Annotated in this window: 22 protein-coding genes; 10 read left to right on the forward strand and 12 right to left on the reverse strand. The window is 62.1% G+C overall.

The genetic code is table 11. From position 1 onward, the window contains the following. Positions 1-49: 49 nt before the first annotated feature. Together B5V03_RS15850 and B5V03_RS15855 are read right to left on the reverse strand one after the other, a co-directional pair. Positions 50-1,258 (reverse strand): polysaccharide biosynthesis/export family protein, encoded by a 1,209-nt coding sequence (locus B5V03_RS15850; protein ID WP_206736153.1) that lies wholly within the window; start codon positions 1,256-1,258, stop codon positions 50-52. A gap of 187 nt (positions 1,259-1,445) precedes the next feature. Then, on the reverse strand, positions 1,446-2,960 hold the full coding sequence (locus tag B5V03_RS15855; protein ID WP_245502236.1) for an undecaprenyl-phosphate glucose phosphotransferase: 1,515 nt from the start codon (positions 2,958-2,960) through the stop codon (positions 1,446-1,448). A gap of 236 nt (positions 2,961-3,196) precedes the next feature. Here B5V03_RS15855 and B5V03_RS15860 point away from each other — a divergent pair, with 236 nt between their 5' ends. From B5V03_RS15860 to B5V03_RS15870, 3 genes are all read left to right on the forward strand, one after another. Next, positions 3,197-3,694 carry a hypothetical protein gene (locus B5V03_RS15860; RefSeq protein ID WP_129271260.1) on the forward strand — a complete coding sequence of 166 codons (498 nt, stop codon included), beginning with the start codon at positions 3,197-3,199 and terminating at the stop codon, positions 3,692-3,694. A 92-nt stretch (positions 3,695-3,786) separates the two neighbouring features. Beyond that, positions 3,787-4,128, forward strand: a complete 342-nt coding sequence (locus tag B5V03_RS15865) for a hypothetical protein (protein WP_129271261.1) — start codon at positions 3,787-3,789, stop codon at positions 4,126-4,128. Between the two features lie 91 nt (positions 4,129-4,219). Continuing rightward, positions 4,220-5,500, forward strand: a complete 1,281-nt coding sequence (locus B5V03_RS15870) for a hypothetical protein (protein WP_129271262.1) — start codon at positions 4,220-4,222, stop codon at positions 5,498-5,500. Positions 5,501-5,502: 2 nt separating this feature from the next. On the opposite strand, the gene B5V03_RS15875 is transcribed toward B5V03_RS15870, so the two are convergent. Further along, positions 5,503-6,111 (reverse strand): transglutaminase-like cysteine peptidase, encoded by a 609-nt coding sequence (locus B5V03_RS15875; protein WP_129271263.1) that lies wholly within the window; start codon positions 6,109-6,111, stop codon positions 5,503-5,505. Positions 6,112-6,306: 195 nt separating this feature from the next. On the opposite strand from B5V03_RS15875, the gene B5V03_RS15880 reads away from it, so the two are divergent. The 3 genes from B5V03_RS15880 (at position 6,307) to B5V03_RS15890 (ending at position 8,127) form a co-directional block, all read left to right on the forward strand. Continuing rightward, the gene (locus B5V03_RS15880) at positions 6,307-7,047 is read left to right on the forward strand and encodes a metallophosphoesterase family protein (RefSeq protein WP_129271409.1); all 741 of its coding nucleotides are present in this window, start codon (positions 6,307-6,309) and stop codon (positions 7,045-7,047) included. Between the two features lie 18 nt (positions 7,048-7,065). Continuing rightward, complete coding sequence (locus B5V03_RS15885) at positions 7,066-7,710, forward strand: hypothetical protein (protein WP_129271264.1); 645 nt, start codon at positions 7,066-7,068, stop codon at positions 7,708-7,710. A gap of 99 nt (positions 7,711-7,809) precedes the next feature. Next, the gene (locus B5V03_RS15890; RefSeq protein WP_129271265.1) at positions 7,810-8,127 is read left to right on the forward strand and encodes a hypothetical protein; all 318 of its coding nucleotides are present in this window, start codon (positions 7,810-7,812) and stop codon (positions 8,125-8,127) included. 127 nt (positions 8,128-8,254) lie between these two features. Here B5V03_RS15890 and B5V03_RS15895 read toward each other — a convergent pair whose 3' ends face one another. The 3 genes from B5V03_RS15895 to B5V03_RS41450 all read right to left on the reverse strand — a co-directional run bounded on the left by B5V03_RS15895 (position 8,255) and on the right by B5V03_RS41450 (position 9,556). Next, the gene (locus B5V03_RS15895) at positions 8,255-8,674 is read right to left on the reverse strand and encodes a hypothetical protein (protein ID WP_164988043.1); all 420 of its coding nucleotides are present in this window, start codon (positions 8,672-8,674) and stop codon (positions 8,255-8,257) included. 51 nt (positions 8,675-8,725) lie between these two features. After that, complete coding sequence (locus B5V03_RS41445) at positions 8,726-9,028, reverse strand: hypothetical protein (protein WP_164988044.1); 303 nt, start codon at positions 9,026-9,028, stop codon at positions 8,726-8,728. 372 nt (positions 9,029-9,400) lie between these two features. After that, complete coding sequence (locus tag B5V03_RS41450) at positions 9,401-9,556, reverse strand: hypothetical protein (protein WP_164988045.1); 156 nt, start codon at positions 9,554-9,556, stop codon at positions 9,401-9,403. Between the two features lie 493 nt (positions 9,557-10,049). On the opposite strand from B5V03_RS41450, the gene rfbA reads away from it, so the two are divergent. The 4 genes from rfbA to B5V03_RS15920 all read left to right on the forward strand — a co-directional run bounded on the left by rfbA (position 10,050) and on the right by B5V03_RS15920 (position 13,020). Further along, positions 10,050-10,940: a glucose-1-phosphate thymidylyltransferase RfbA gene (gene rfbA, locus B5V03_RS15910; RefSeq protein WP_129271266.1), complete on the forward strand. Its 891-nt coding sequence runs from the start codon at positions 10,050-10,052 to the stop codon at positions 10,938-10,940. Positions 10,941-10,952: 12 nt separating this feature from the next. Then, entirely contained in the window at positions 10,953-12,014 is a 1,062-nt protein-coding gene (gene rfbB, locus B5V03_RS15915) for a dTDP-glucose 4,6-dehydratase (RefSeq protein ID WP_129271267.1), read from the forward strand. Between the two features lie 219 nt (positions 12,015-12,233). Next, on the forward strand, positions 12,234-12,407 hold the full coding sequence (locus tag B5V03_RS41455) for a hypothetical protein (protein ID WP_164988046.1): 174 nt from the start codon (positions 12,234-12,236) through the stop codon (positions 12,405-12,407). Between the two features lie 247 nt (positions 12,408-12,654). After that, positions 12,655-13,020 (forward strand): VanZ family protein, encoded by a 366-nt coding sequence (locus B5V03_RS15920; RefSeq protein WP_129271268.1) that lies wholly within the window; start codon positions 12,655-12,657, stop codon positions 13,018-13,020. A 29-nt stretch (positions 13,021-13,049) separates the two neighbouring features. Here the strand turns inward: B5V03_RS15920 and B5V03_RS15925 are convergent, their stop codons facing one another. From B5V03_RS15925 to B5V03_RS15950, 6 genes are all read right to left on the reverse strand, one after another. Beyond that, positions 13,050-13,334 (reverse strand): hypothetical protein, encoded by a 285-nt coding sequence (locus B5V03_RS15925; protein ID WP_129271269.1) that lies wholly within the window; start codon positions 13,332-13,334, stop codon positions 13,050-13,052. 125 nt (positions 13,335-13,459) lie between these two features. Next, positions 13,460-13,903 carry a hypothetical protein gene (locus B5V03_RS15930; protein WP_129271270.1) on the reverse strand — a complete coding sequence of 148 codons (444 nt, stop codon included), beginning with the start codon at positions 13,901-13,903 and terminating at the stop codon, positions 13,460-13,462. Between the two features lie 132 nt (positions 13,904-14,035). Then, positions 14,036-15,763: a chemotaxis protein gene (locus B5V03_RS15935; protein WP_129271271.1), complete on the reverse strand. Its 1,728-nt coding sequence runs from the start codon at positions 15,761-15,763 to the stop codon at positions 14,036-14,038. Positions 15,764-15,769: 6 nt separating this feature from the next. Next, complete coding sequence (locus B5V03_RS15940; RefSeq protein WP_129271272.1) at positions 15,770-16,861, reverse strand: protein-glutamate methylesterase/protein-glutamine glutaminase; 1,092 nt, start codon at positions 16,859-16,861, stop codon at positions 15,770-15,772. A 15-nt stretch (positions 16,862-16,876) separates the two neighbouring features. Then, a complete protein-coding gene (locus tag B5V03_RS15945) occupies positions 16,877-17,731 on the reverse strand; it encodes a CheR family methyltransferase (protein WP_129271273.1) in 855 nt (284 codons plus the stop codon). Between the two features lie 142 nt (positions 17,732-17,873). Then, positions 17,874-19,676, reverse strand: a complete 1,803-nt coding sequence (locus B5V03_RS15950; protein WP_129271274.1) for a methyl-accepting chemotaxis protein — start codon at positions 19,674-19,676, stop codon at positions 17,874-17,876. Between the last annotated feature and the right edge of the window lie 12 nt (positions 19,677-19,688).

Genomic DNA, 19,688 nt, shown 5'->3' on the forward strand with positions numbered 1-19,688 from the left:
GATCGACGCCGTACGACCGAGCGCGGTCAAACCGTGCTCGGTCCGCGATTTAGTTGGTGTTCAGGGCGGTGCCGTTCTTGAGGTTCAGCCTCAGGATATGGGCATTGTTGGTCGTGACGATGGTATCGTCCGCCGTGGCGACCACAGTTCGGACGAATTGCAGGAATTTCGCCGTTTCCACCGTCGCTGCGTTGGCCGCAAAGAGCACGTCCTTGTCGCGCATGTCGAACTTGGTCGCGAGGAAATATCCGGCCGGATCGCGGAAGTCCACATTGTAGACGACCGGGACGAGAGGTCCGACGTACTTCGAACCATCGACGCCAAGACGCTCGGCGAGCTCGCGCGGTTCACGGCGGTAGACATAGACGCCGGCCGGCTCTGCCTGCGCGTCAAGCAGACCGCCCGCCTTGGCCATCGCCTGTGCCATCGTGATTTTCCACATATCGAACGGGAATTGTCCCTGCTGGCCCGAGGCGCCGAAAGCCAGGAACACCTGAGGCTCGCGGTAGACATAGATCGAGTCGCCGGGATGCACCCACACATTGTTCAGAGGCGAAAACACCACCGAGCCAAACGGCACAGTCGCACGTCTGCCATTTCGCTCGAGCGTGACCCACGTTTCCCAACCCGGCCCCTTCGGACCACCAGCGCGTGTGATCGCGTCCAGAACACGCTCGCCCGCTGCATTCGCCGGGAAACGGTTCGGCTGATTGACCTCGCCCAGAACGCTGATCAGAGACGTATTCTGAGTGATCAGCGCCACCACAACCTGCGGTTCGATGGCACGATTTCCGATGGACTTGACGATATCTTGCTGCACCTCAGCCGGAGTGCGGCCGACCGCGCGGACCGCGCCGGCATAGGGCACGGTGATGTTGCCGGCGGAATCGACATTCTGGTTGGGCAGCGACACGAAGTTACCGGGGCGCACGCCCGCCTCGGCAGGGATAAACAAGCCGCCCGCAGCCGCTTCGAAAATAGTCACGGACACGACGTCGCCGATGCCGAACTTGATGGAGTCCGGCCGTCTCTTGTCGGGGAACGATCCCGCCAAAGCGCCCGGGCCGTATTCCTGAAGGACGCCGACCACTTCCGGCGTCAACTTCACCACGGCATAGCGAGGACCGGAGCTGGTTTGTTCGGACTTGACCTGGAAGTCTTGGGGACCAGAACTCGGCATGATCGAGCAACCTGCGCAAAGCAGCAGGAGGCCGGCTAGCGCAGCGCGCTGAAAATACTCAAACTTCAAGCTTACCATCCCCAATTGACGATGCACGATTGCGGGAAAACCGTAGCTGAGTCAATCAGTCTCGGGATCTTCGCGCCGTTTTGCGAAGCATGTTGCTCGCCCGCTACACGCCGCTGCTACATGACAAAATAAAAGGCATCGGCGACGTCATGCGTTCCCGCATGCGCCGCCGATGCCGTTCAATTGTGAATGCGCGTTAGTAAACGTTCCGGTTATGAACGACCTCGAAGCACGTCATCATGATGATCTTGATATCCAGGGTGAGCGTCCAATTATTGATGTACCAGATGTCGCAATCGACTCTGCCCTTCATCTGCTCGACCTTGGCCGTCTCACCTCGATATCCCCTGACCTGCGCCCATCCCGTGATTCCGGGTTTCACATGATGCCGGAACGCATACTCGGAAAGCAGGTCACCGTAATGATCGTCGTGCGCAAGCGCGTGGGGGCGCGGGCCGACAAGCGACATATCGCCCAAAAGCACGTTCAAGAGCTGCGGAATCTCGTCAATGCTGGACCGACGAAGAACTTTGCCGACCCGCGTCACGCGCGGATCGAACCGCTGCGCCTGGGTGACCACCACGCCATCCTCCATAACGGTCATGGAGCGGAACTTGAAGATCGAGAACTGCTTCGCGTTGAAACCGTTTCTCTTCTGACGGAAGAAAACCGGCCCCGGCGAGTCGAGCTTGACGGCCACCGCGGTGAGAATCATCAGCGGAGCCAGAATGAGCAGGCCGATGCTGGCCCCGATGACATCCACGACGCGCTTGGCGAACTGCTCCCATTGCGAGAGAGGCCCTCTCTGAACTTCGACGGACAGAGACTTCCCCAAACGGTAGGACGGATTTGAAGCGACGGAGCGGATGCGCCGGTCCGGCAAGAGACGAACGGGTAATGGAGAGACCCTGAGGCGATCCCGGATCAACTCCAGCTTGCGCGTATCATTCCAGGGCAGAGCCAGCACGATTTCATCGACCCCGCGATCGCGCGCGATCGACAGCGCATTTTCCAGGGCGCTCTCCTCGTCCTCGGTCATCGAAAAACCACCGACGCCTTCAGAGGACAACGTCACGCGATCAACCTCGGCAAGACCGAAACGCTCGAGCAGCTCATCCTGCCCCAATGCAGCGAGCTCGGAACGCGTGCCGAGCAGCACCGTCGCCCGCCCCTGGACGCGCCCCTCGCTGACAGCGCTCAGCACCAGCCGCTTGGAGAAACGACGAGAGATGATCAGCAGGCAAAATGCGAGCGTTCCATAGCACAGCACCGACCCGCGCGAGAAAGATGCCCCCACCTTCATCAGGAAGGCGAGTTGAGACAGCAGAAGAATGACGAGCGACCACTGCAGGAAGATCCGGGCAGCATCCTTGCGCCTCGAGAAGACCGCTCGCAGATCGTAGAAGCCGCTGGAATGTCCCAGCAACACATAGATCAGCGCAGACATGATGCCAGCGCCGAGCAACTGCTCCGGGCTCTTGAAATCACCGTTCGCGGCAATCTGATATAGAGCGCCTCCAGCAACGCTGGAGAACGCGATCACCGCTGCATCCACGGACATCAGCAGATACTGGAGCGCCGCGTAGGGGAATTTCCGCCCTAACGCCGGCAAGAGCCAGGATCCGTTCTTGGGCGTTTCATGGACTTGCGAACCACGAAGACCTTTGTCCGGCACAACCAAGGCGTCGGTGATCGACTCCTGAGGTACCATGAATCACCTCGTATGTTCGGCAAAGCAACAAACTTAATGGGTACTAAAATACGATCTCGCACTGCATTACAATAAATTTGCGCATCGCAACAGATCAAATTTTATGGCAGCTAATGCCAAAGAATTAATCATGTCGTCAAGACGAAATTCGCGCGAATTTGCAATGACAAGGCACAACCATGCAGTGCAGAATTGTTCTCCTCGCGATGCTCAGTGTTTGGTTGGTCCAAGCGAGCATGGCCACCGCTCAAGATTGTCCAAATTGCGGCAATCCGCTCGCGCAACCCCAATTCAGCCAGAGCACCACGCTCACGGACGGATGGCGGCTGGTGAAGAGCCGCAATCCGAGCGGAGGAGGCGAAATCGTCTCGGTCATGCACGCTGTCGATACCGCGAAGTCCGACGTCGGACTTGCAGGCATGAGCCTGCGATGTGGCGCAATTGGCCCCGAAGTGATTCTGATTTTACTGGATCCGGTTCAATCGACGGGACACCTCTCGGTGGCCCTGAAGACCGGTTCGATAAAGACCCAGTTCGAAGCATCGGTGCTGCAGGACGGACGCGCCATCTTGCTGCCCCTCGCTGCAACGGCCGTCTCGAACGCCGCCAAAAGAGGCACCACCGAGGTCTCCATAACCGTCGACGCGCAACCTCAGACGATTAACGGAGTCGTACCGCTTACCGGTCTGTTGAGTGCTTTGAATTCACTGTCTGTACACTGTTCAGGGAAGTAGCGACACCGCGATGCGCGATTCGACGGAAGTCTGAAGGGGAATTCACCGTCTCTTAAGTGGCGGAAAAGAAGGTGCAATCGGGGAGCTTGCTCATGTTTGCGATTGCCATCTTCTTGTTTCTGGTCTGCGCGGTGTTGGCGTGGAGCTTTCGGGTCTGGATACTCATTCCGATCTCGGGACTCGCTGTAATCACGCAGGTGATCTCGGATCTGATCGGAGGAGCAAGCATCGGGACGATGCTGGGGTCTGCGCTCGTCATGGCGTTCGTCCCGCAACTGGGCTTTGTGCTGGGCTTGTTTACACGCTACGTCCTGTTCGCAATGCGCGCGCCCCTGCCCTCCGGACATCCGCAGAGTACGATCGCCAAACTTTACAAGCAGAACTCCGATTCATACAGTGTGGCCAAAGTACGTCGTGGCTCCGACACCCTGTAGGCTGCTCCACTGACGCGATAGTTTACGGCATACGCTGCAGATCGGCGAACACCACTGCAGTCGATGTGCCGCCCGCGAGAGGTTGGCAGGATTGTCGGCACCACTGATCTGCTTGATTCTGCTGATAACCGCGACGCCTGCCTTTGCGATAAGCAATCAAGCTCTCGGCCGGGATATCAGCCTGACCGCCGCCGCGATCATTCTGGTCCTGGTCGCGCGTGAGGCGCCGGAAAAACTCAGCTTCGTCTTGCAGCGGCTGAAAGTGTTCTGGCTTGCCGCCGCCGTGCCCCTGGCGTGGCTGGCGTTTCAACTCCTTCCCCTCCCCGAGGGATCGCTGACCAACTCCTTATGGTCGGCCGCATCGACGGCACTGGCCGAGCATTGGACCAGCGGGCACGTTACGATAGACATCGACGCAACGTTTCGCAGCATGATCTCCTATCTCGGCGTGCTGGCGCTGACGATTGCCGCGGCGGTCATCGGACGCGATCGTGCCCACGCCAAAGATCTCCTGACCGCCCTCAGTGTCGGATCGACCCTCACGGCGATCCTGCTATTGGTCGCTCGGTCGAATGCCAATATCGGGCTGCCGGCGCCGGACAGCACCGGCGGAAACGCCATGACCGCGATCACCGCGATGGCGATCATCGCGAACGGCTGCATCCTCGTCATGACCACGGGCCAGACTGACGCCGGCTGGTCGTTCGACCGCCTGGGATTTACTGCGTTCGCCGCCTTTGGAATCGCGATTTCATTCGTCGCACTGGAGGCCGCCGGGTGCTTCGCCCTGTCGGCTGCGGCGCTGGCCGGAATCGCCGTCCAGGGCTTTGTCGTGCTTGTACGTCGCTTGAAACTCCGGTCTTGGCAGGCCTTTTCGCTGTTTCTGGTGCTGGCCGCTCTCGCGATTAGTGTCGTGGCCGCCCGAAATCCGAGCCTGATCGATCTTGCAGACCGCGCTCGTCCGGAAGACCTTGCAGACGTTCAAAGAGCCCTCTCCGAGGCCCCATGGCCGGGCTCCGGAGCTGGCACATTCGGCTATGCCATGCAGATGTACCGAAGCTTCGGTCTGCCGCCCATGTTGATCGCACCCTCAACAGTCATCGCGGTCTCGGCGGAATGGGGGCGCGCCGCATTGTGGCTCATGATCGCCTCGGTGACGCTGCTCTGCCTTGCGCTGTTCTGGGCGACCTTGCGACGGTCCCGCGACACCCATTTCCCCCTGCTCGCCGCAACAGTCCTGCTCGTGACGCTATGCCAAGCCTTCCTCGACCCGAGCCTTCGGAGCAGCGTCGTTCAGACGACCATCGCCATAGCGATCGGGCTTGGCTTGTCGCAAAAAGTGGGCGAAGGCCGCCGTTCCGGCGCGGATTGATCTTAGACCCTGCGGTCCGCGATCGTCGTCCACAGTTTGCTGCTGTTCGGCAATTGCATGCGGACCCATCGATAGGGCGCCCGCGACCAAGGCCTCAGTTGTGCATTGAGATTGTCCAGGACAACGTCGCCCTCGTTGGTTCGGACCACCAGCACGAGGTGATGTTCGCCGCTGGGCACGACCACTTCGCTCAGCAACAGCACCCGGGCCGGCCAGCCACGCTTCAGCAGCTCATGGCGCTTGGTGACCGCATAGTCGTTGCAATCACCCCGCGCCGGATTGAGAACCCAGGCCTCCTCGGCCTCGTTGTCGAGCCGAGCCGCCACGATGTCGCGATTGACCGCTTCGTTGACCTGCTTCAGATCCTTGAGCCGCTCAGGCGTGAGCTGGACCGGACCTCCGCGAAACAAGGGCCGACTGCGGCATTCCGCCTCGTACCGGTGGCAGAAGCGGTTGAAAGCCATGGGGGGCAATGCAGGCGCATCGAATTTGATGCGCTGGATCAGGGGCCGCAAGCCTATGGTTGATCCCAGCAGGCCAGCGGCCGCAGGTGCTGCTGCAAGGCACCAAGAGGCGATTGCAACGGCCAGGCTTGCCGATATTCTGCGCATGTCTTTGCTCCCCGCTTTCGGGAGAAGCTAAGCCGGAGACCTTGAGATTCTCGGCGCTTGATACGGCAAAATTGGTTCAAGAAACTCACGTTTTATTACGGACTTATTAACTATAAGTGTCAGACAACGTTTGGAAGTACCCCACCCCTTAATGGTTCCTCCCCCTCCGGACGGCAAGGAGCCTTGGGCTCGCAGATGTTAAGATCGCCCCGCGCCAAGAGTTCGGCACCCAAACCCAGGTTGCCGGACGGTATTCGTATTTATGCGATCAGCGACATCCATGGCTGCTCCGATCTGCTCAAAACCATGTTTGAGGTGATCGACCGCGATTTGATGACCATCGGCCGACGGCGGGCGCTTCACGTTTTCCTTGGCGACTATATCGACCGTGGACCGGATTCCTCGGGGACGATCGACCTTCTGATTGATCGCGCTCGAAGACACGAATCGATCTTCCTCAAGGGCAATCATGAAGAGTTCCTGTTCGAGGTGCTGAGAGATCCCGAGATGCTGCAGAACTGGAGACAGTATGGCGGCCTCCAAACCCTGAGCTCCTATGGCATTCAGCCCCCGCTGAATCCGACCGTCGAGGAACAAAAAGAGCTGATAGATCGGCTTGCATTGGCGATCCCGATGCATCACCGGATGTTCTTCGAAAGGCTCCGCACCCGTTTCGTATGCGGGGACTTTTTCTTCGTCCATGCGGGCATCAAGCCTGGACTGCCCCTGGCCAGTCAACGCGAGGAAGATCTTCTCTGGATTCGAGACGAATTCCTGCTCAGCGAGAGGAAGCATGAGAAATACATCATCCACGGTCATACTCCCGTCCGTGAGCCGGACATTCGGCCGAACCGCGCCAACATCGACACGGGCGCCTACGCCACCGGCAATCTGACCCTCCTGACCATCCAGGGCCACCAGTTGCTGGCCCTCTAACGCGACCTGTTGTCCCGAATGGTTTCACACCCCCTATTCCGCGCGACCCTGATCATTCTGGCCGCCGTGATCGGCTACGAGGGAATCAGTGCGATGATTTCCGATGTCGCCGACATGCGCGCGTCGGTTGCAGCCAAGACCAATGCAGTTGCACAAGCGCAGCCCGACGGGCTCGCCGCGCGTTCCGGATATGACCGCGATACGGATCGCGCCGTCGCCGACGCCCTGGAAATGCTGCGCCGGCCGGCCAACGGTTCGCTCCAACGCGAGGACGTCGATCGCGTTGGAGACACGCTCCGCCCGGCACTGGCGCGCGCGCCCCATGACGCACTTCTCTGGCTCGGCCTGGCCGCATTGGAGACCGGTCGCGCCCCCAACAGCTCGGCCGGCGCGGAGCCGTTAAAAATGGCCTATTTCACAGCCCCGAACGACGCCCGATTGATGGCGAAGAGGCTTGAGATCACAACGCGAATGAGCGGCCCCATCGATATGCAACTCAAACAGCTTGCCGAGGGGGACGTGCGGCTGATGCTGACGCGTCAACCTGACCAGCGCGCGGCCGTGGTTTCGGCCTATCGACAGGCGTCAAACCAGGGAAAGACATTGCTCGAAGACGCTGTGCGGGCCACGGACCCGTCATTTCTGAGGCTATTGCGTGGTTAGAGCCTTTCATCAAGACGCCCTGCCTGCACTTCCAGGAGGATATTGATCCTGCCCGGCCCAAAGACTAAGGTCGGTGCCAGATCAGTCAGGAAATTGGCAATGCGATTTGGATTGGGGTTGTGCTTGGTGTCGGCTCTGACGGCATGCGCGGGTTCCGCGCTTGCTGCAGATTATGCGGTTCCCACCGAGCGGCGTGTCGCGCAGATCACCACGATCGACCGCGGACCGAATCCTTATTGCGGACCCAAATACGGCTGTCCGATCGTGGTTCGAGTCCGGCACCGCAGCCTCGGCATGGGTTATCCCTCGAGCTTCGATCCCCGCACCCGGGGTGAGCCGCATTACTTCTACGGGCCGGTCCGAACCTACGTGGAGTTCGTCGACCCGCTGTTTCCCGAGCGGGTCTCGGCCTACTGACAATTGATGTTGCGGGCGCGCAGCCGCAAATTGAACGCGGGCCGGACCTTCAGCAAGTCTCGCGATGGCCGTTCATCCGACTTGAAATGCTGACCTTATCGATTGGCTGCCGATTGCAGCCGGTCATTCAATTGGTCGCCTGACCGGACCGATATTCCGGAAAGCGGCTCAGCATCGCCGCCTTCAAGAACCTGAAATGTGCGATCGAGGCGCCGAGTTCCTTGAGCCGGCGCTGACCGTTCAGGATCTCCTTGTCGAACAGATCCTGGTGGTGATTGTCGAGCGCCTCGCGCTCGAGATATTCGTCGTCTCCATTGCCGAAGGTCACGGCCGCACGCGCCAGCACGTCTTCCACCCGGCGATTGAGGCCCGACTGTTCCCGCTCCGCCGCGTGAAGAGCGTCCTCGATCGCGATCATGATGGCCTCGATGCGCGTGCGATCAGTCTCGGCGTCGCGCTCGGGCGAACGCGCGCGGAACGTCTGCTCTCCCCCGAAACGGTCTTTCAGGAAGTTATGGGTGCGGGCCCGCAGGAAGAGCTGAAACATGCGTGCATTTTCCGGTTCGAGGCACCAGACCGGAAAATGGGCCCGGAATGGTTAATAAAGGTTGAATCCCCTCGGCCGTTCGGCGCGGCTTTGCGCCATCCAGGCCTTCCAGGCCCCCTCGTGCTTCTCGTAGAGCTCCAGCCGGCGCCGCTCGCCGGCATCCGGCCGCAAACCGCGACCGTCCGACGCAGCCTGCACCTCGCCGGGCACCTGGCCACTGTCGAGCCGCTCGAACTCGAACGTCTCCTCGGGCGTCAGGCCGATCAGGACCCGCCGGCCTCCCGCATCGACGAAATAACGCCGCGGCGCCGTGTTCGTCGGATCGGTGATGGCGTCTACCTGCGATCCCGTCATGCTCCGCTCCCCCTTGCCTCGACGCCAGTCAGCACCGCGCTTCGGTTGTAAATCCTCAGAATGCTCTCCGTGCCTTCGCCAATGAATTGCTGAGGCGGAATGCGGTGGGACTGTAGGATCGATGGAGTGGACTGCGTTCCATGCGTTCGCGATATCCCCACGCGCGCGTCGCATAGCCAGCACCAAAGCCGGCGAAAATCGAAACCAGGATCACGACTAGCATCATGCGAAATTCTTTCCGGGCGCGTCTCGTCTTCGTGACGCGTCAGTCTCGTCTTCGAGTTGTGTCGAGATCATGATGAGCGCCGCTGATTTTCTTGTCATGCAAGAGATTTTTTGGGCAGCAGGTGCTTGAGACGTGGTCGGCCGCGCTCAGCCGAAAAACCAGACGAACAATCTCACCAGCAACAGCGTGATGAAATACACCCAGCCCGCCATCGCAATCAGCGCAACGCTGAAAAATGCGCCTTCGAATGCCCTGTCTCTGATCTTCGAGAGGGGAAGTGCCGCTAGCGCTTTCTGAAGCATCTTGGTCTTCTTGATTGGCCGATTGTGATTTGCGATTTGTTCGTGGTCGTTCGCGCGAACTTAGCCGAACGAATTCGACGATCTCGTGACGCTCGTCTGAGCGAAAGTGCAATGCTGCTCGTCGCGATCGCTGATCGCTGATCGCTGCTCCGCATCGCGATTAAATCTATTCTCGTTCAAAGCTGTTGCGCGCAGCCCGCGCCGCGATTCAATTCAAATTGATTCTGCGGATCTGCGGCGCGATCCCGCAACAAATAATTCCGGATCGCGCACAAGTGTTGACGCGGGACGAAGCATTCGGTTTCACGATGTCCCTAGAGGCGACGAGGCGCGTGTCGCGCCTGCCTCGGCAGCCCGGCTCACATCATTGGGAGCGACCGGAGAGTCCGATCGGCGCCCCAGAACCGGCTTGCACCCGCCGCCCCATCCATTATCAAGTGGAGGTTGCGGGCTCGGATTTGGGCTTGGATTTGGGCTTGGGCTTCGAGGACATATGAAGGGCATCATCCTGGCAGGGGGAACGGGTTCCCGGCTCTATCCCGTCACCGCCGTGGTGTCGAAGCAGCTTCTGCCTGTCTTCGACAAGCCGATGATCTATTATCCGCTGTCCACCCTGATGTTCGCCGGTATCAGGGATATCCTCATCATCACGACGGCGCTGGACCAGCCACTGTTCCAGCGGCTGCTCGGCGACGGCTCCGAGATCGGCCTCTCCTTCTCCTATGCCCACCAGGACAGTCCGCGCGGACTGGCGGACGCCTTCATCGTCGGCCGCGACTTCGTCGGCAAGGATTCGGTTGCCCTGGTGCTGGGCGACAACATCTTCTACGGCAACGGCCTCCAGGAGATGTTGGGCCAGGCGGCGGCGCGCGGGCGCGGAGCCACGGTCTTCGGTTATGCCGTCAACACTCCGGAGCAATATGGCGTCGTCGAACTCGACGCCAGCGGGCGCGCGCTGTCTATCGAGGAGAAGCCGTCGCAGCCGCGCTCCAACATCGCGGTGACGGGGCTCTATTTCTACGACAACGACGTTCTCGACATCGCCGCCGGGATCGCGCCGTCCGCACGCGGTGAACTCGAGATATCGGACGTCAACAGGATTTATATGGAACGCGGGGAGCTGTTCGTGCGAGTCATGGGCCGCGGCATGGCCTGGCTCGACACCGGCACGCATTCCTCGCTGGTCGAAGCCAGCCATTTCGTCCAGATCCTCGAGCAGCGCCAGGGGCTGCGTATCGCTTGCCCGGAGGAGATTGCGCTAAGGCGTGGCTACATCTCCCTTGAAGCCTTCGAGAAGCTGGCGCAAAAGAACGCCAGGAGCAGCTACGGCCAATATCTGCTGTCGGTCTACCGCTCGTTCGGGCGCGAGGCGGGCGGCGCCTGAAGCAGAGACTGCATGCGCTTTGAGGGCTTCACTATCTTCGTGACAGGCGGTTCGGGCTTCATCGGCTCGGCCGTGATCCGCCATCTGCTGGCGGATACCGGCGCACGTGTCGTCAACATCGACAAGCTGACCTACGCGGCCAATCTCGATTCGCTGGCGGGAGCCTCCGACCATCCGCGCTATGTCTTCGCGCAGCAATGCATCGGCGAGAGCGCGGGCCTTCGGGCGCTGTTCGAGACCTACCAGCCCGACGCGGTGATGAACCTCGCGGCGGAAAGTCACGTCGACCGTTCGATCGACGGCCCGGCGGAGTTCATCCAGACCAATGTGGTGGGCACGTTCACCCTGCTTCAGGAAACGCTGCGCCATTGGCAGGAACTGACGCCGGAGAGCCGCGCGCGCTTTCGTTTTCTTCACGTCTCGACCGACGAGGTGTTCGGATCGCTCGGCACCAGCGGCCGGTTCAGCGAAGACACCGCCTACGCGCCGAACTCGCCCTATTCGGCGAGCAAGGCATCGTCAGATCATCTCGTCCGCGCCTGGCGGGAGACCTACGGGCTTCCCACCATGGTGACGAACTGCTCGAACAATTACGGGCCCTATCATTTTCCCGAGAAGCTGATCCCGCACATGATCATACGCGGATTGGCCAATGAACCGCTGCCGGTCTATGGCGACGGCAGCAACGTCCGCGACTGGCTCTATGTCGCCGACCACGCGGAGGCGCTGACGCAAGTCGTCGAGCACGGCAGGGTCGGCGAAACCTACAACATCGGCGCGCGCTGCGAACGGACCAATCTCGACGTCGTGGAGCGCATCTGCGATCTGCTCGATGAGATCTCGCCCGGCACCGCCAGGCGCCGCGGCCTGATCAGCTTCGTGACCGACCGGCCCGGCCATGATCTCCGCTACGCCATGGATCCCGGCAAGATCGAGCGCGAGCTCGGCTGGCGTCCCCGCGAGGATTTCGAGAGCGGACTGATCAAGACCGTCCGCTGGTTCTGCGACAACCGGACATGGTGGCAGAACATCCTCGATCGCGGCTACCGGCGCGCGCGGATCGGCCTCGGTTGACGAAACCCCGTGGTACTACGGAGCGATAAACGCCGATTTCATCCCGGTAAGGTTGAGCAGTTAGCTTAATCCGCGTTGTTTGTTGCGAACGCCGAGGGATCGCATATTCATCTTCGCACCGGGCTCCCCCAAGCCCGGCCCCACCCAAGCAAAGCCGTCGAGCGCACATGGGTCGCTTGGCGGCTTTGTCGTTGTGTCGAGGAGAGGATGGTTTCGGTTATGGCGCGCAGACCCTGGTCGTTCAAGGAAGACCGCCGGTTGATGGAGCTGGCCAAGTCTTCGACTTCGCTGGAAGAGGCGGCGAAACTTCTCGGGCGCTCGCCCGATGCGGTCAAGCGCATGGCGTTGCGGCTCGGCCTGGCGCTGAAATCCAAGGGCTCGAAGAAGAGCTAGCGTCGGCCGCGTGCGACACGCTGAACGCCGATCGTTGCGAACGGCTTCCTCAGGCGCGGGGCTACGTGATTGGCCTGGTCGTCCATGACGGGAATTTGGGCAGGGACGAATGGACACGGACCCGGCTGTCGTAACGGCTCTGCCGTTTATCCGTGAACCTCGGTTCATCCCGAGGAAACGTTATGAACCTTAACGATGTTCTTGGCTTTTGAAAGCGGTCCGCCGGCCAACCGGTTATGTTGGCGCCATGCGCCGCAACCATCTCATCGCAGCCGCCGTTATCTGTCTCGTGCTCATCACCTATGCCACGCTGGCCAAGCTCGCGGGCAGACCGGCGCTCATGGGCCACGCGGAGGGTTACTGGGTCGTCGTCATCGAGCGCTTCAGCGCCTACGGCCTGTTGGGATTCCTGCTGTCATTCCTGATGCCGGGACGCGTCAAGCTGGCTTGCGCCTTCGTGGTGGCCGTCGCCGTCGGGCTCGAGGTCTTGCAGGCGGTGACGCCGGATCGTGACCCGGGATTCATCGATGTGCTGCAAAAGGCCGCCGGCGGCACCGTCGGCGTCCTTCTGGCCCAAACCATCCTGACTTTTCTGCCGAGGCCGCCCTCATAAGGCGGTCGCCTCTGCCGGCGCTTTCGGACTTACGCCACGCCGCGCCGCAAGCCCGGCTGTTCGGTCACGAGAATTCCCGACATCTGCCGGTGGGTCTCGCGCAACGCCGTGATCGCGTCGTTGGGGTCGAATTCGGCTTCGCGGATGGTCTGGAAGAACCGGGCCATCAAGGCGAGGTTCAGCTTGACGCGCGTGTTCCCGTCGCGACTCCTACGGCGATCCAGCGACAGATGCATCGCCTGCATCCTGGCCTCGGCAGCGCTACAGCCGCCCAGTGTCGCGAGTTCTTCATATGTCATCCAGATCTGAGGCATGTCCCTGTCCGTCTTTGGTTGTGGGTCTCAACCTAGATTTCATCTCTAAAAGCAGGGTTGCCGCTGTAGGAGCTCGCCATGTTTTCGCGACAATAGCGTCAACGCAAAGCTAAGACACCGGCGCCTTAGGAGAGGGGAGCTTTGGGCGGCGTGAACGGATGGCGCGGCCGGGAACGGCTGTCGAGGCGCTTGGGCAATTTGTCATTGAGCTTCACGACCGCGCATCGGGCATCGCCAGCCGGCGTGTCTTCCTGGCTGTAGATCAGCGTCGCCTCGAACGTCACATCGGGCGCTTCCCTGGCCGTTCCCGAGCAGGTCGCCATCGCACCGCTGCACACGCCCGAGAGCTTGAGCTCGACCTCATCAGGCCCGAACACGGTCGGCGGCCCCTCGGCATGTCTCCGCGTGGTCAGAACGGCCGTGAAGCGCTGCTCGTCGACCCGATAAGAGCCGCCATACGTGAAGAAGCTGTCGCTGCCGGAGATTCGCCCATCCGCCAGATGCACGACGCCGGTGCCCTGGCCGCGCGGGGTCCTGAACCAGGCAGCATATTTGCCGTCTCTCAGCATGAAAACATCCGTCGTAAAGTTCATCCGTATTTGCGACGAACTCTGGGGCACGGCAATGACCGATGCGGCGAGGATTCCGCCACGGTTAACGCCCCGCAAAGTCAACCGGTCAAATTGCTGCCGAGGTGCGCGTCAAAACAATTCTATACCGTCATCCGCGGTCTCGACCGCCTCGACGCGCCGCGTGGCGGCGATCGACGCCAGCCCAAGCGTCTGCAAAAATTCCCGGTAGACGTCCCGCTCGCGCTCCATCGTGTAGCGCGCGAAGAGATCGTCGAGCATCGCTCGATCCTGCGCCTCCGGCTGTGGCCGCTGCGCGCCGGCGCTCGCAGTCTCCAGCCGCGCGGCAACCGCAGGCAATGTCGCGGAGCTCTCGCCGAGCGTGGTCATCAGGCCTTGCGCCGAATTCATCAGGCCCTCGAATTCCGCACCTTCGTCCACGAGCCGGCTCATCAGCTTGCCGAGCCGTTCGTTGCCGGCCTCGACCTCGCGCAACGCCTGGAGGATCTGCGGCTCGAGCTTTGCGAGTTGCGTGGGATCGCCTTGCACGCGGAGCTTCTTCAGCTCTGTTGCCGAGCGTTCGATGCCGTCGAGCACGGGCCGCAAGCGCCCCGCACCCGCCGAGACCTGGTCGGCGGTCGCCTTGAGCTCGTTGGCGATGACGACGAAGGCGCTGCCGCGGCTGCCGAGATGGCTCGCCTTGAGGCCGGCATTCATGCCGATCAGCGTAATGTCGACGGTCGCCTCCGCAAGGCCGGCAATGGCCTGGCGAAATTTCGCCAGCGTGTCCTCGACGATGGCGAGCGCATCGTCGACCGCGCGGCCGGCGCCTTCGCAGGTGGCGATCAAGGTCGAGGCATGTGCCAGCGTCTGCTTGATGCGCGTCAGGAACGACGACGAGCCGCCATCCGCGCCGCCAAACAGCGTGCGACCGTGACCGACGACGCTGCCCGCATCGTGCAAGATCGCGGTCAGCGCGCGGACGATCTGGCCGATGTCGCCGCCGAACTCGCGCTGGGCATCCCTGAGCAGAGCCGCCTGCAACTGGCAGATCGCGCGCGCGCCGTCGTCGCTCGCAACCGCATCAGGGACGAGGCTCGAGCTGGCTTCCGACGTAAGGCGAAGGCTGTGACAGACATGCTCGAGCCGCTGGCGCGTGCTGTCGCCCGCCTGCAGGGAAATGATCGCGCCGCCGACCGCCTCGGCGATCTTCTTGGTGCTGGTGCTGGCAAGAACGGCAAGCTGGCTGCTGTTGCGGCGCTGGTCGCGCAACCCGGAATAGGCCGCGCCGAGCTCGGCGCTCTCCGACACCAACTGCTTGGCGTAACGGCTCTCGAACTCCTTCTGCCGGCCGGACGCGGTGGCAACGGCGTCCGACAGGCGCTGCTGGTCCCTTGCGCAGCCCTCGATCGAGCCCTGCACGGCCCTGCCGAGATCGTAGGCTTCCTGCGTGAAGGCGAGAAAGCCCTCGCGATCGCCGTCGAGCGAGGCCGCCTCGATCCGGGCGCTCCGCGCGATGATCGTGATCATCCCGATGTGCTTGAACAGCGGCTTGAGCAGCGAGGACGCTTCCGCCGTACAGGTGCCGATCGTCGCCAGCAGCGCGCTCTCGGCCGGCAGCGCCGCTGCCAGCTCGCTGAGCCGCGCGGAAATCTCCTGCAACGCGGTGGCGGCACCCTCGATCTCGGCGCCGGAGAGTTCCTCGGAGAGCGTCGCGAGGCCCTGGTTCAACTCCCCAAAGATGAGATGGCCGCGCCCGAGCTCCTGACCAACCCGCGCGAACACGTCCTCGATCCGCGACGAGACATCCTCGATCGCGGCGGTCGCTTCAGTGAGGGTGTTGGTCGGAAGGGCGGACATCTGCGATCAACCCGCCGCCGCCACGTGCCCGGCCTGGTACCAGAGCATGATCTCGCGCGGGATATGGTGCAGCGAGACCACCTTCTCGACGCCGCCATGGGCGATGGCTTCCTTGGGCATGCCGAACACCACGCAGCTCTCCTCGTCCTGCGCGCGCGTCGCGGCGCCGAGCTTGCGCATCTCCAGCATTCCCCGTGCGCCATCATCACCCATGCCGGTCATGATCACGCCGAGCGCGTTGGCGCCGGCATGCTGGGCGGCCGAGCGGAACAGCACGTCGACGGAGGGGCGATGCCGCGACACCGGCGGACCGTCCTTGATCGCGACCTGGTAGCGCAAGCCGATGCGCTGGAGCAGCATGTGACGGGCGCCCGGCGCGATATAAGCGCAGCCCGGCAGCACCGGCTCGCCGTCCTCGGCTTCCTTGACCCGGATCTGGCAGACGCTGTCGAGACGCTTGGCAAAGGCGGCGGTGAAGCCTGCCGGCATGTGCTGGACGATGACGATGGGCGGACAATGCGGCGGCAGCATCTCGAGGACGTCGTTGAGTGCCTCGGTGCCGCCCGTCGATGCACCGATGCAGACGATGCGCTCCGTCGTCGGCCGCACCCTGCCCTGCACCGGCGGCGGGATGATGGCGTCGGCGGTCAGCTTCTTCTCGATCATACGGCGTTCCGCCCGCGGGCGCACCCGTGCGCGCGCCGCCGACTTCACAGCCTCGCGCAGCCGCGTGGAGCATTCGAGCAGCGCCTGCCGCGTGTCGATCTTCGGCTTCGGCACGATGTCCACCGCACCCGCTTCGAACGCCTCGAACATCACATTCGAGCCTTCTTCAGTGAGCGAGGAGCAGATGATCACCGGGATCGGACGCTGCGCCATGATCTTGCGCAGGAATGTCATGCCGTCCATGCGCGGCATTTCCAGATCCAGGATCATGACATCGGGGATTTCGTCCTGGAGCCGTTTCGCCGCCACGAACGGATCGGACGCCGTCCCCATCACCTCGATATCGGGGTCATCATTGAGGATCGTTTGCAGGATTTGGCGCACCGACGCCGAATCGTCCACGATCAGCACGCGAACTTTCTCCCTCGGCATTTGGTTGCGCTCCGGCTAGACCTGGAAAATGGTTGGCTGAACTTGCTTCAAACCCGGCACTGCACTGTGAATCATCGATTCCGAATGTCCGACCAGTAAATAGCCGCCGGGCCGCAGATGATTGCAGAGTTGCTCGACAACCTTGCGCTGGGTCGGCTTGTCAAAATAGATCAGGACGTTGCGGCAGAAGATGATGTCGACATCCCGATCCACCGGATAGGACGCGTCCATGAGGTTCATCCGCATGAAATGCGTCATGCGCCTGAGCTCCGGCGCCACGCGGACTTCGCCACGGGAGCGATCCCGCGACGACAGGAAGTATCGCTTCACGAAGGGCTCAGGCACCGGTGCCAGCACGTCGCGCGTGTAGATCGCCGCCTTGGCGAGGCGGAGCACCGCGGTCGAAATGTCGGTGCCAAGGATGCGGTACTGGAACCGGGAGCCGCTCCGCGTCATGTCGTCGAGCACCATGGCGGTCGTGTAGGCCTCCATGCCGGTCGAACTCGCGGAGCTCCAGATCTTCAGGTTCGCGTTCCTGCGTCCGTGCGACTTGAGCAGCGCGGGGATCGCGACGTCACGCATGAAGGTGAAGTGCTGCGGTTCGCGGAAGAAGTCGGTCTTGTTGGTCGTCACCACGTCGATGAGATGGGTGAGCTCCGTGTCGAAATGCTGGGCTTCGAACAGGTTATCGACATATTCGTTGAGGTCGGAGAAGTTCAGCGCGCGCACGCGCTTGTGCAGCCGGCCCTCCAGCATCAACCGCTTGCCCTGCGGCAACTTGATGCCGACCTGGCCTTCGATCAGTTCGGCGATGGTCCGGAAGTGGCGATCCGACAGATGGACGGCCGTATCCTGCACGGCAGGCATCATCGCTGCGTGCCCCCGTCCGGGATGGCCGCTGCCTGCACTGAATGTCGGGCCGAACGGGCCATCTTGAATCCTACGCGTTTACGCCAGCACCTGAAGACGAATCGGCCCACTGCTGAATGGCGGGCCGATCCTCTGGACGGTCTTAGCGCTGGAAATCAGCGTCCCGATCGTCCTCGCCATCGTTCATGTCGAAGGCAAAGCCGCCGCCACCGGCAGCCTTCACGGCGCGTGCCGGCTTGGCCTGCGGCTTCCTGGCCGGACGCTCGACGGCCGCCATGGTGGCTGCCTTGGCGCGCAACTGATTGACCGCCCGGTCGATCGGCGCGGCCGCCTGGCTGCGTGCTTGCTCGATGCGGAAATAGGCGATGGTGGACTGCAGCTGCTCGGCCTGCGAGGCTAGCTCTTCCGAGGTCGACGACACCTGCTCGGATGCGCTGGCGTTCTGCTGACCGACCTTGTCGAGCTGCTGGATCGCCTGGTTGATCTGGGCCGAGCCGACGTCCTGTTCGCGGCAGGCGGCGGTGATCTCTTCGACGAGCTCTGCCGTCCGCTTGATGTCAGGCACGAGCTTGGACAGCATATTGCCGGCTTCCTGCGCAACCTTGACGGTTTCAGTCGACAGCGTGCCGATCTCGGCGGCGGCCGCCTGGCTGCGTTCGGCGAGCTTGCGCACTTCGGAGGCGACGACCGCAAAGCCCTTACCGTGTTCGCCGGCGCGCGCGGCCTCGACCGCTGCGTTGAGTGCGAGCAAATCGGTCTGGCGCGCGATCTCCTGCACGATCGTGATCTTCTCGGCGATGGTCTGCATCGCATTGACGGCGCGGCCGACCGCGGCACCGCTGGCTTCGGCGTCCTTGGCCGACTGCGCGGCGATCTTCTCGGTCTGGTTGGCGTTGTCGGCGTTCTGCTTCACGTTCGAAGCCATCTCCTCCATCGAGGACGAGGCCTCCTCGGCGGACGAGGCCTGCTCGGTGGCGCCCTGCGAGAGCTGCTCGGCGCTGGCGGAGAGCTCCTGGCTGCCGGCGGAGACGTTCTGCGCAGCAGTCAGGGCTTCCGACACGATCTGCCGGAGTTTCTCCACCATGCGCTCGAGCGCGAGGCCGAGCGTATCCTTGTCCGACAGCGGCTTGGCTTCGACCGTGAGATCGCCCTGCGCGATCTGGTTGGCGAGCGCCGCCGTCGCATTCAGGTTGACCGTCATCGCGTTCAGCGACTTGATGAGATCTCCGATCTCATCATTGCTGGAGGACTCGATCTTGTGGCTGAGATCGCCGATCGCCACCGCGTCGGCGAGGCCCACGGCCTGCGCCAGCGCCCGGCTGATATTGATCGCGATCCAGGTCGCAGCGACTACAGCGATCAGCAGCGAAGCGGCCACCAGGCTCATCAACAGCATCTCGGCGCGGGCGCCATCCTGCCTGGACTGCTCGGCTTGTTCGGCCATGTTCTTCTTGACGTTCTTGATGTAGCCGTCAGCCGCTTCCAGCGCTTCCCCGACAAATTTGCGGCCGTCATGCATGGAGCGATCCAGGGCCTTCGGCTTGTCGTTCTTTGCAAGCCTGACGGTCTCGTCCTGATAGGCGTTCAGCTTGGCGAACGCGACGTTGAAGACTTCCATCAGCTTCTTGCCGCCTTCGCTGGCCGCGGCGTAGATCTCGTCCTTGGACTTGGCGACCGCTTCGCGATTCTTGGCGAGGTCGGCGACGAACTGATCGTATTCCGCGTCGGACGCCGCGAGGATCGAGTTCTTCTCGGCGCGCACCAGGAACAGAATGCCTTCCTTGAGTTCCGCGGCCTTTTCCATGCGGCCCGCGCGGCTGACGAGAAGCTCGGTGGTCCCGACCATGTCCGACAGCTTCACGTAGCCGACCGCACCGGCGATCATGGAGAGCAGGATGACGACGCCGAAGGCGCTGGCAAGCTTGGCTTTGACGGTGAATCTCATATCAGTCTCGTT

The organism is Bradyrhizobium betae (genome assembly GCF_004123905.1).
Lineage (GTDB): Bacteria > Pseudomonadota > Alphaproteobacteria > Rhizobiales > Xanthobacteraceae > Bradyrhizobium > Bradyrhizobium betae_A.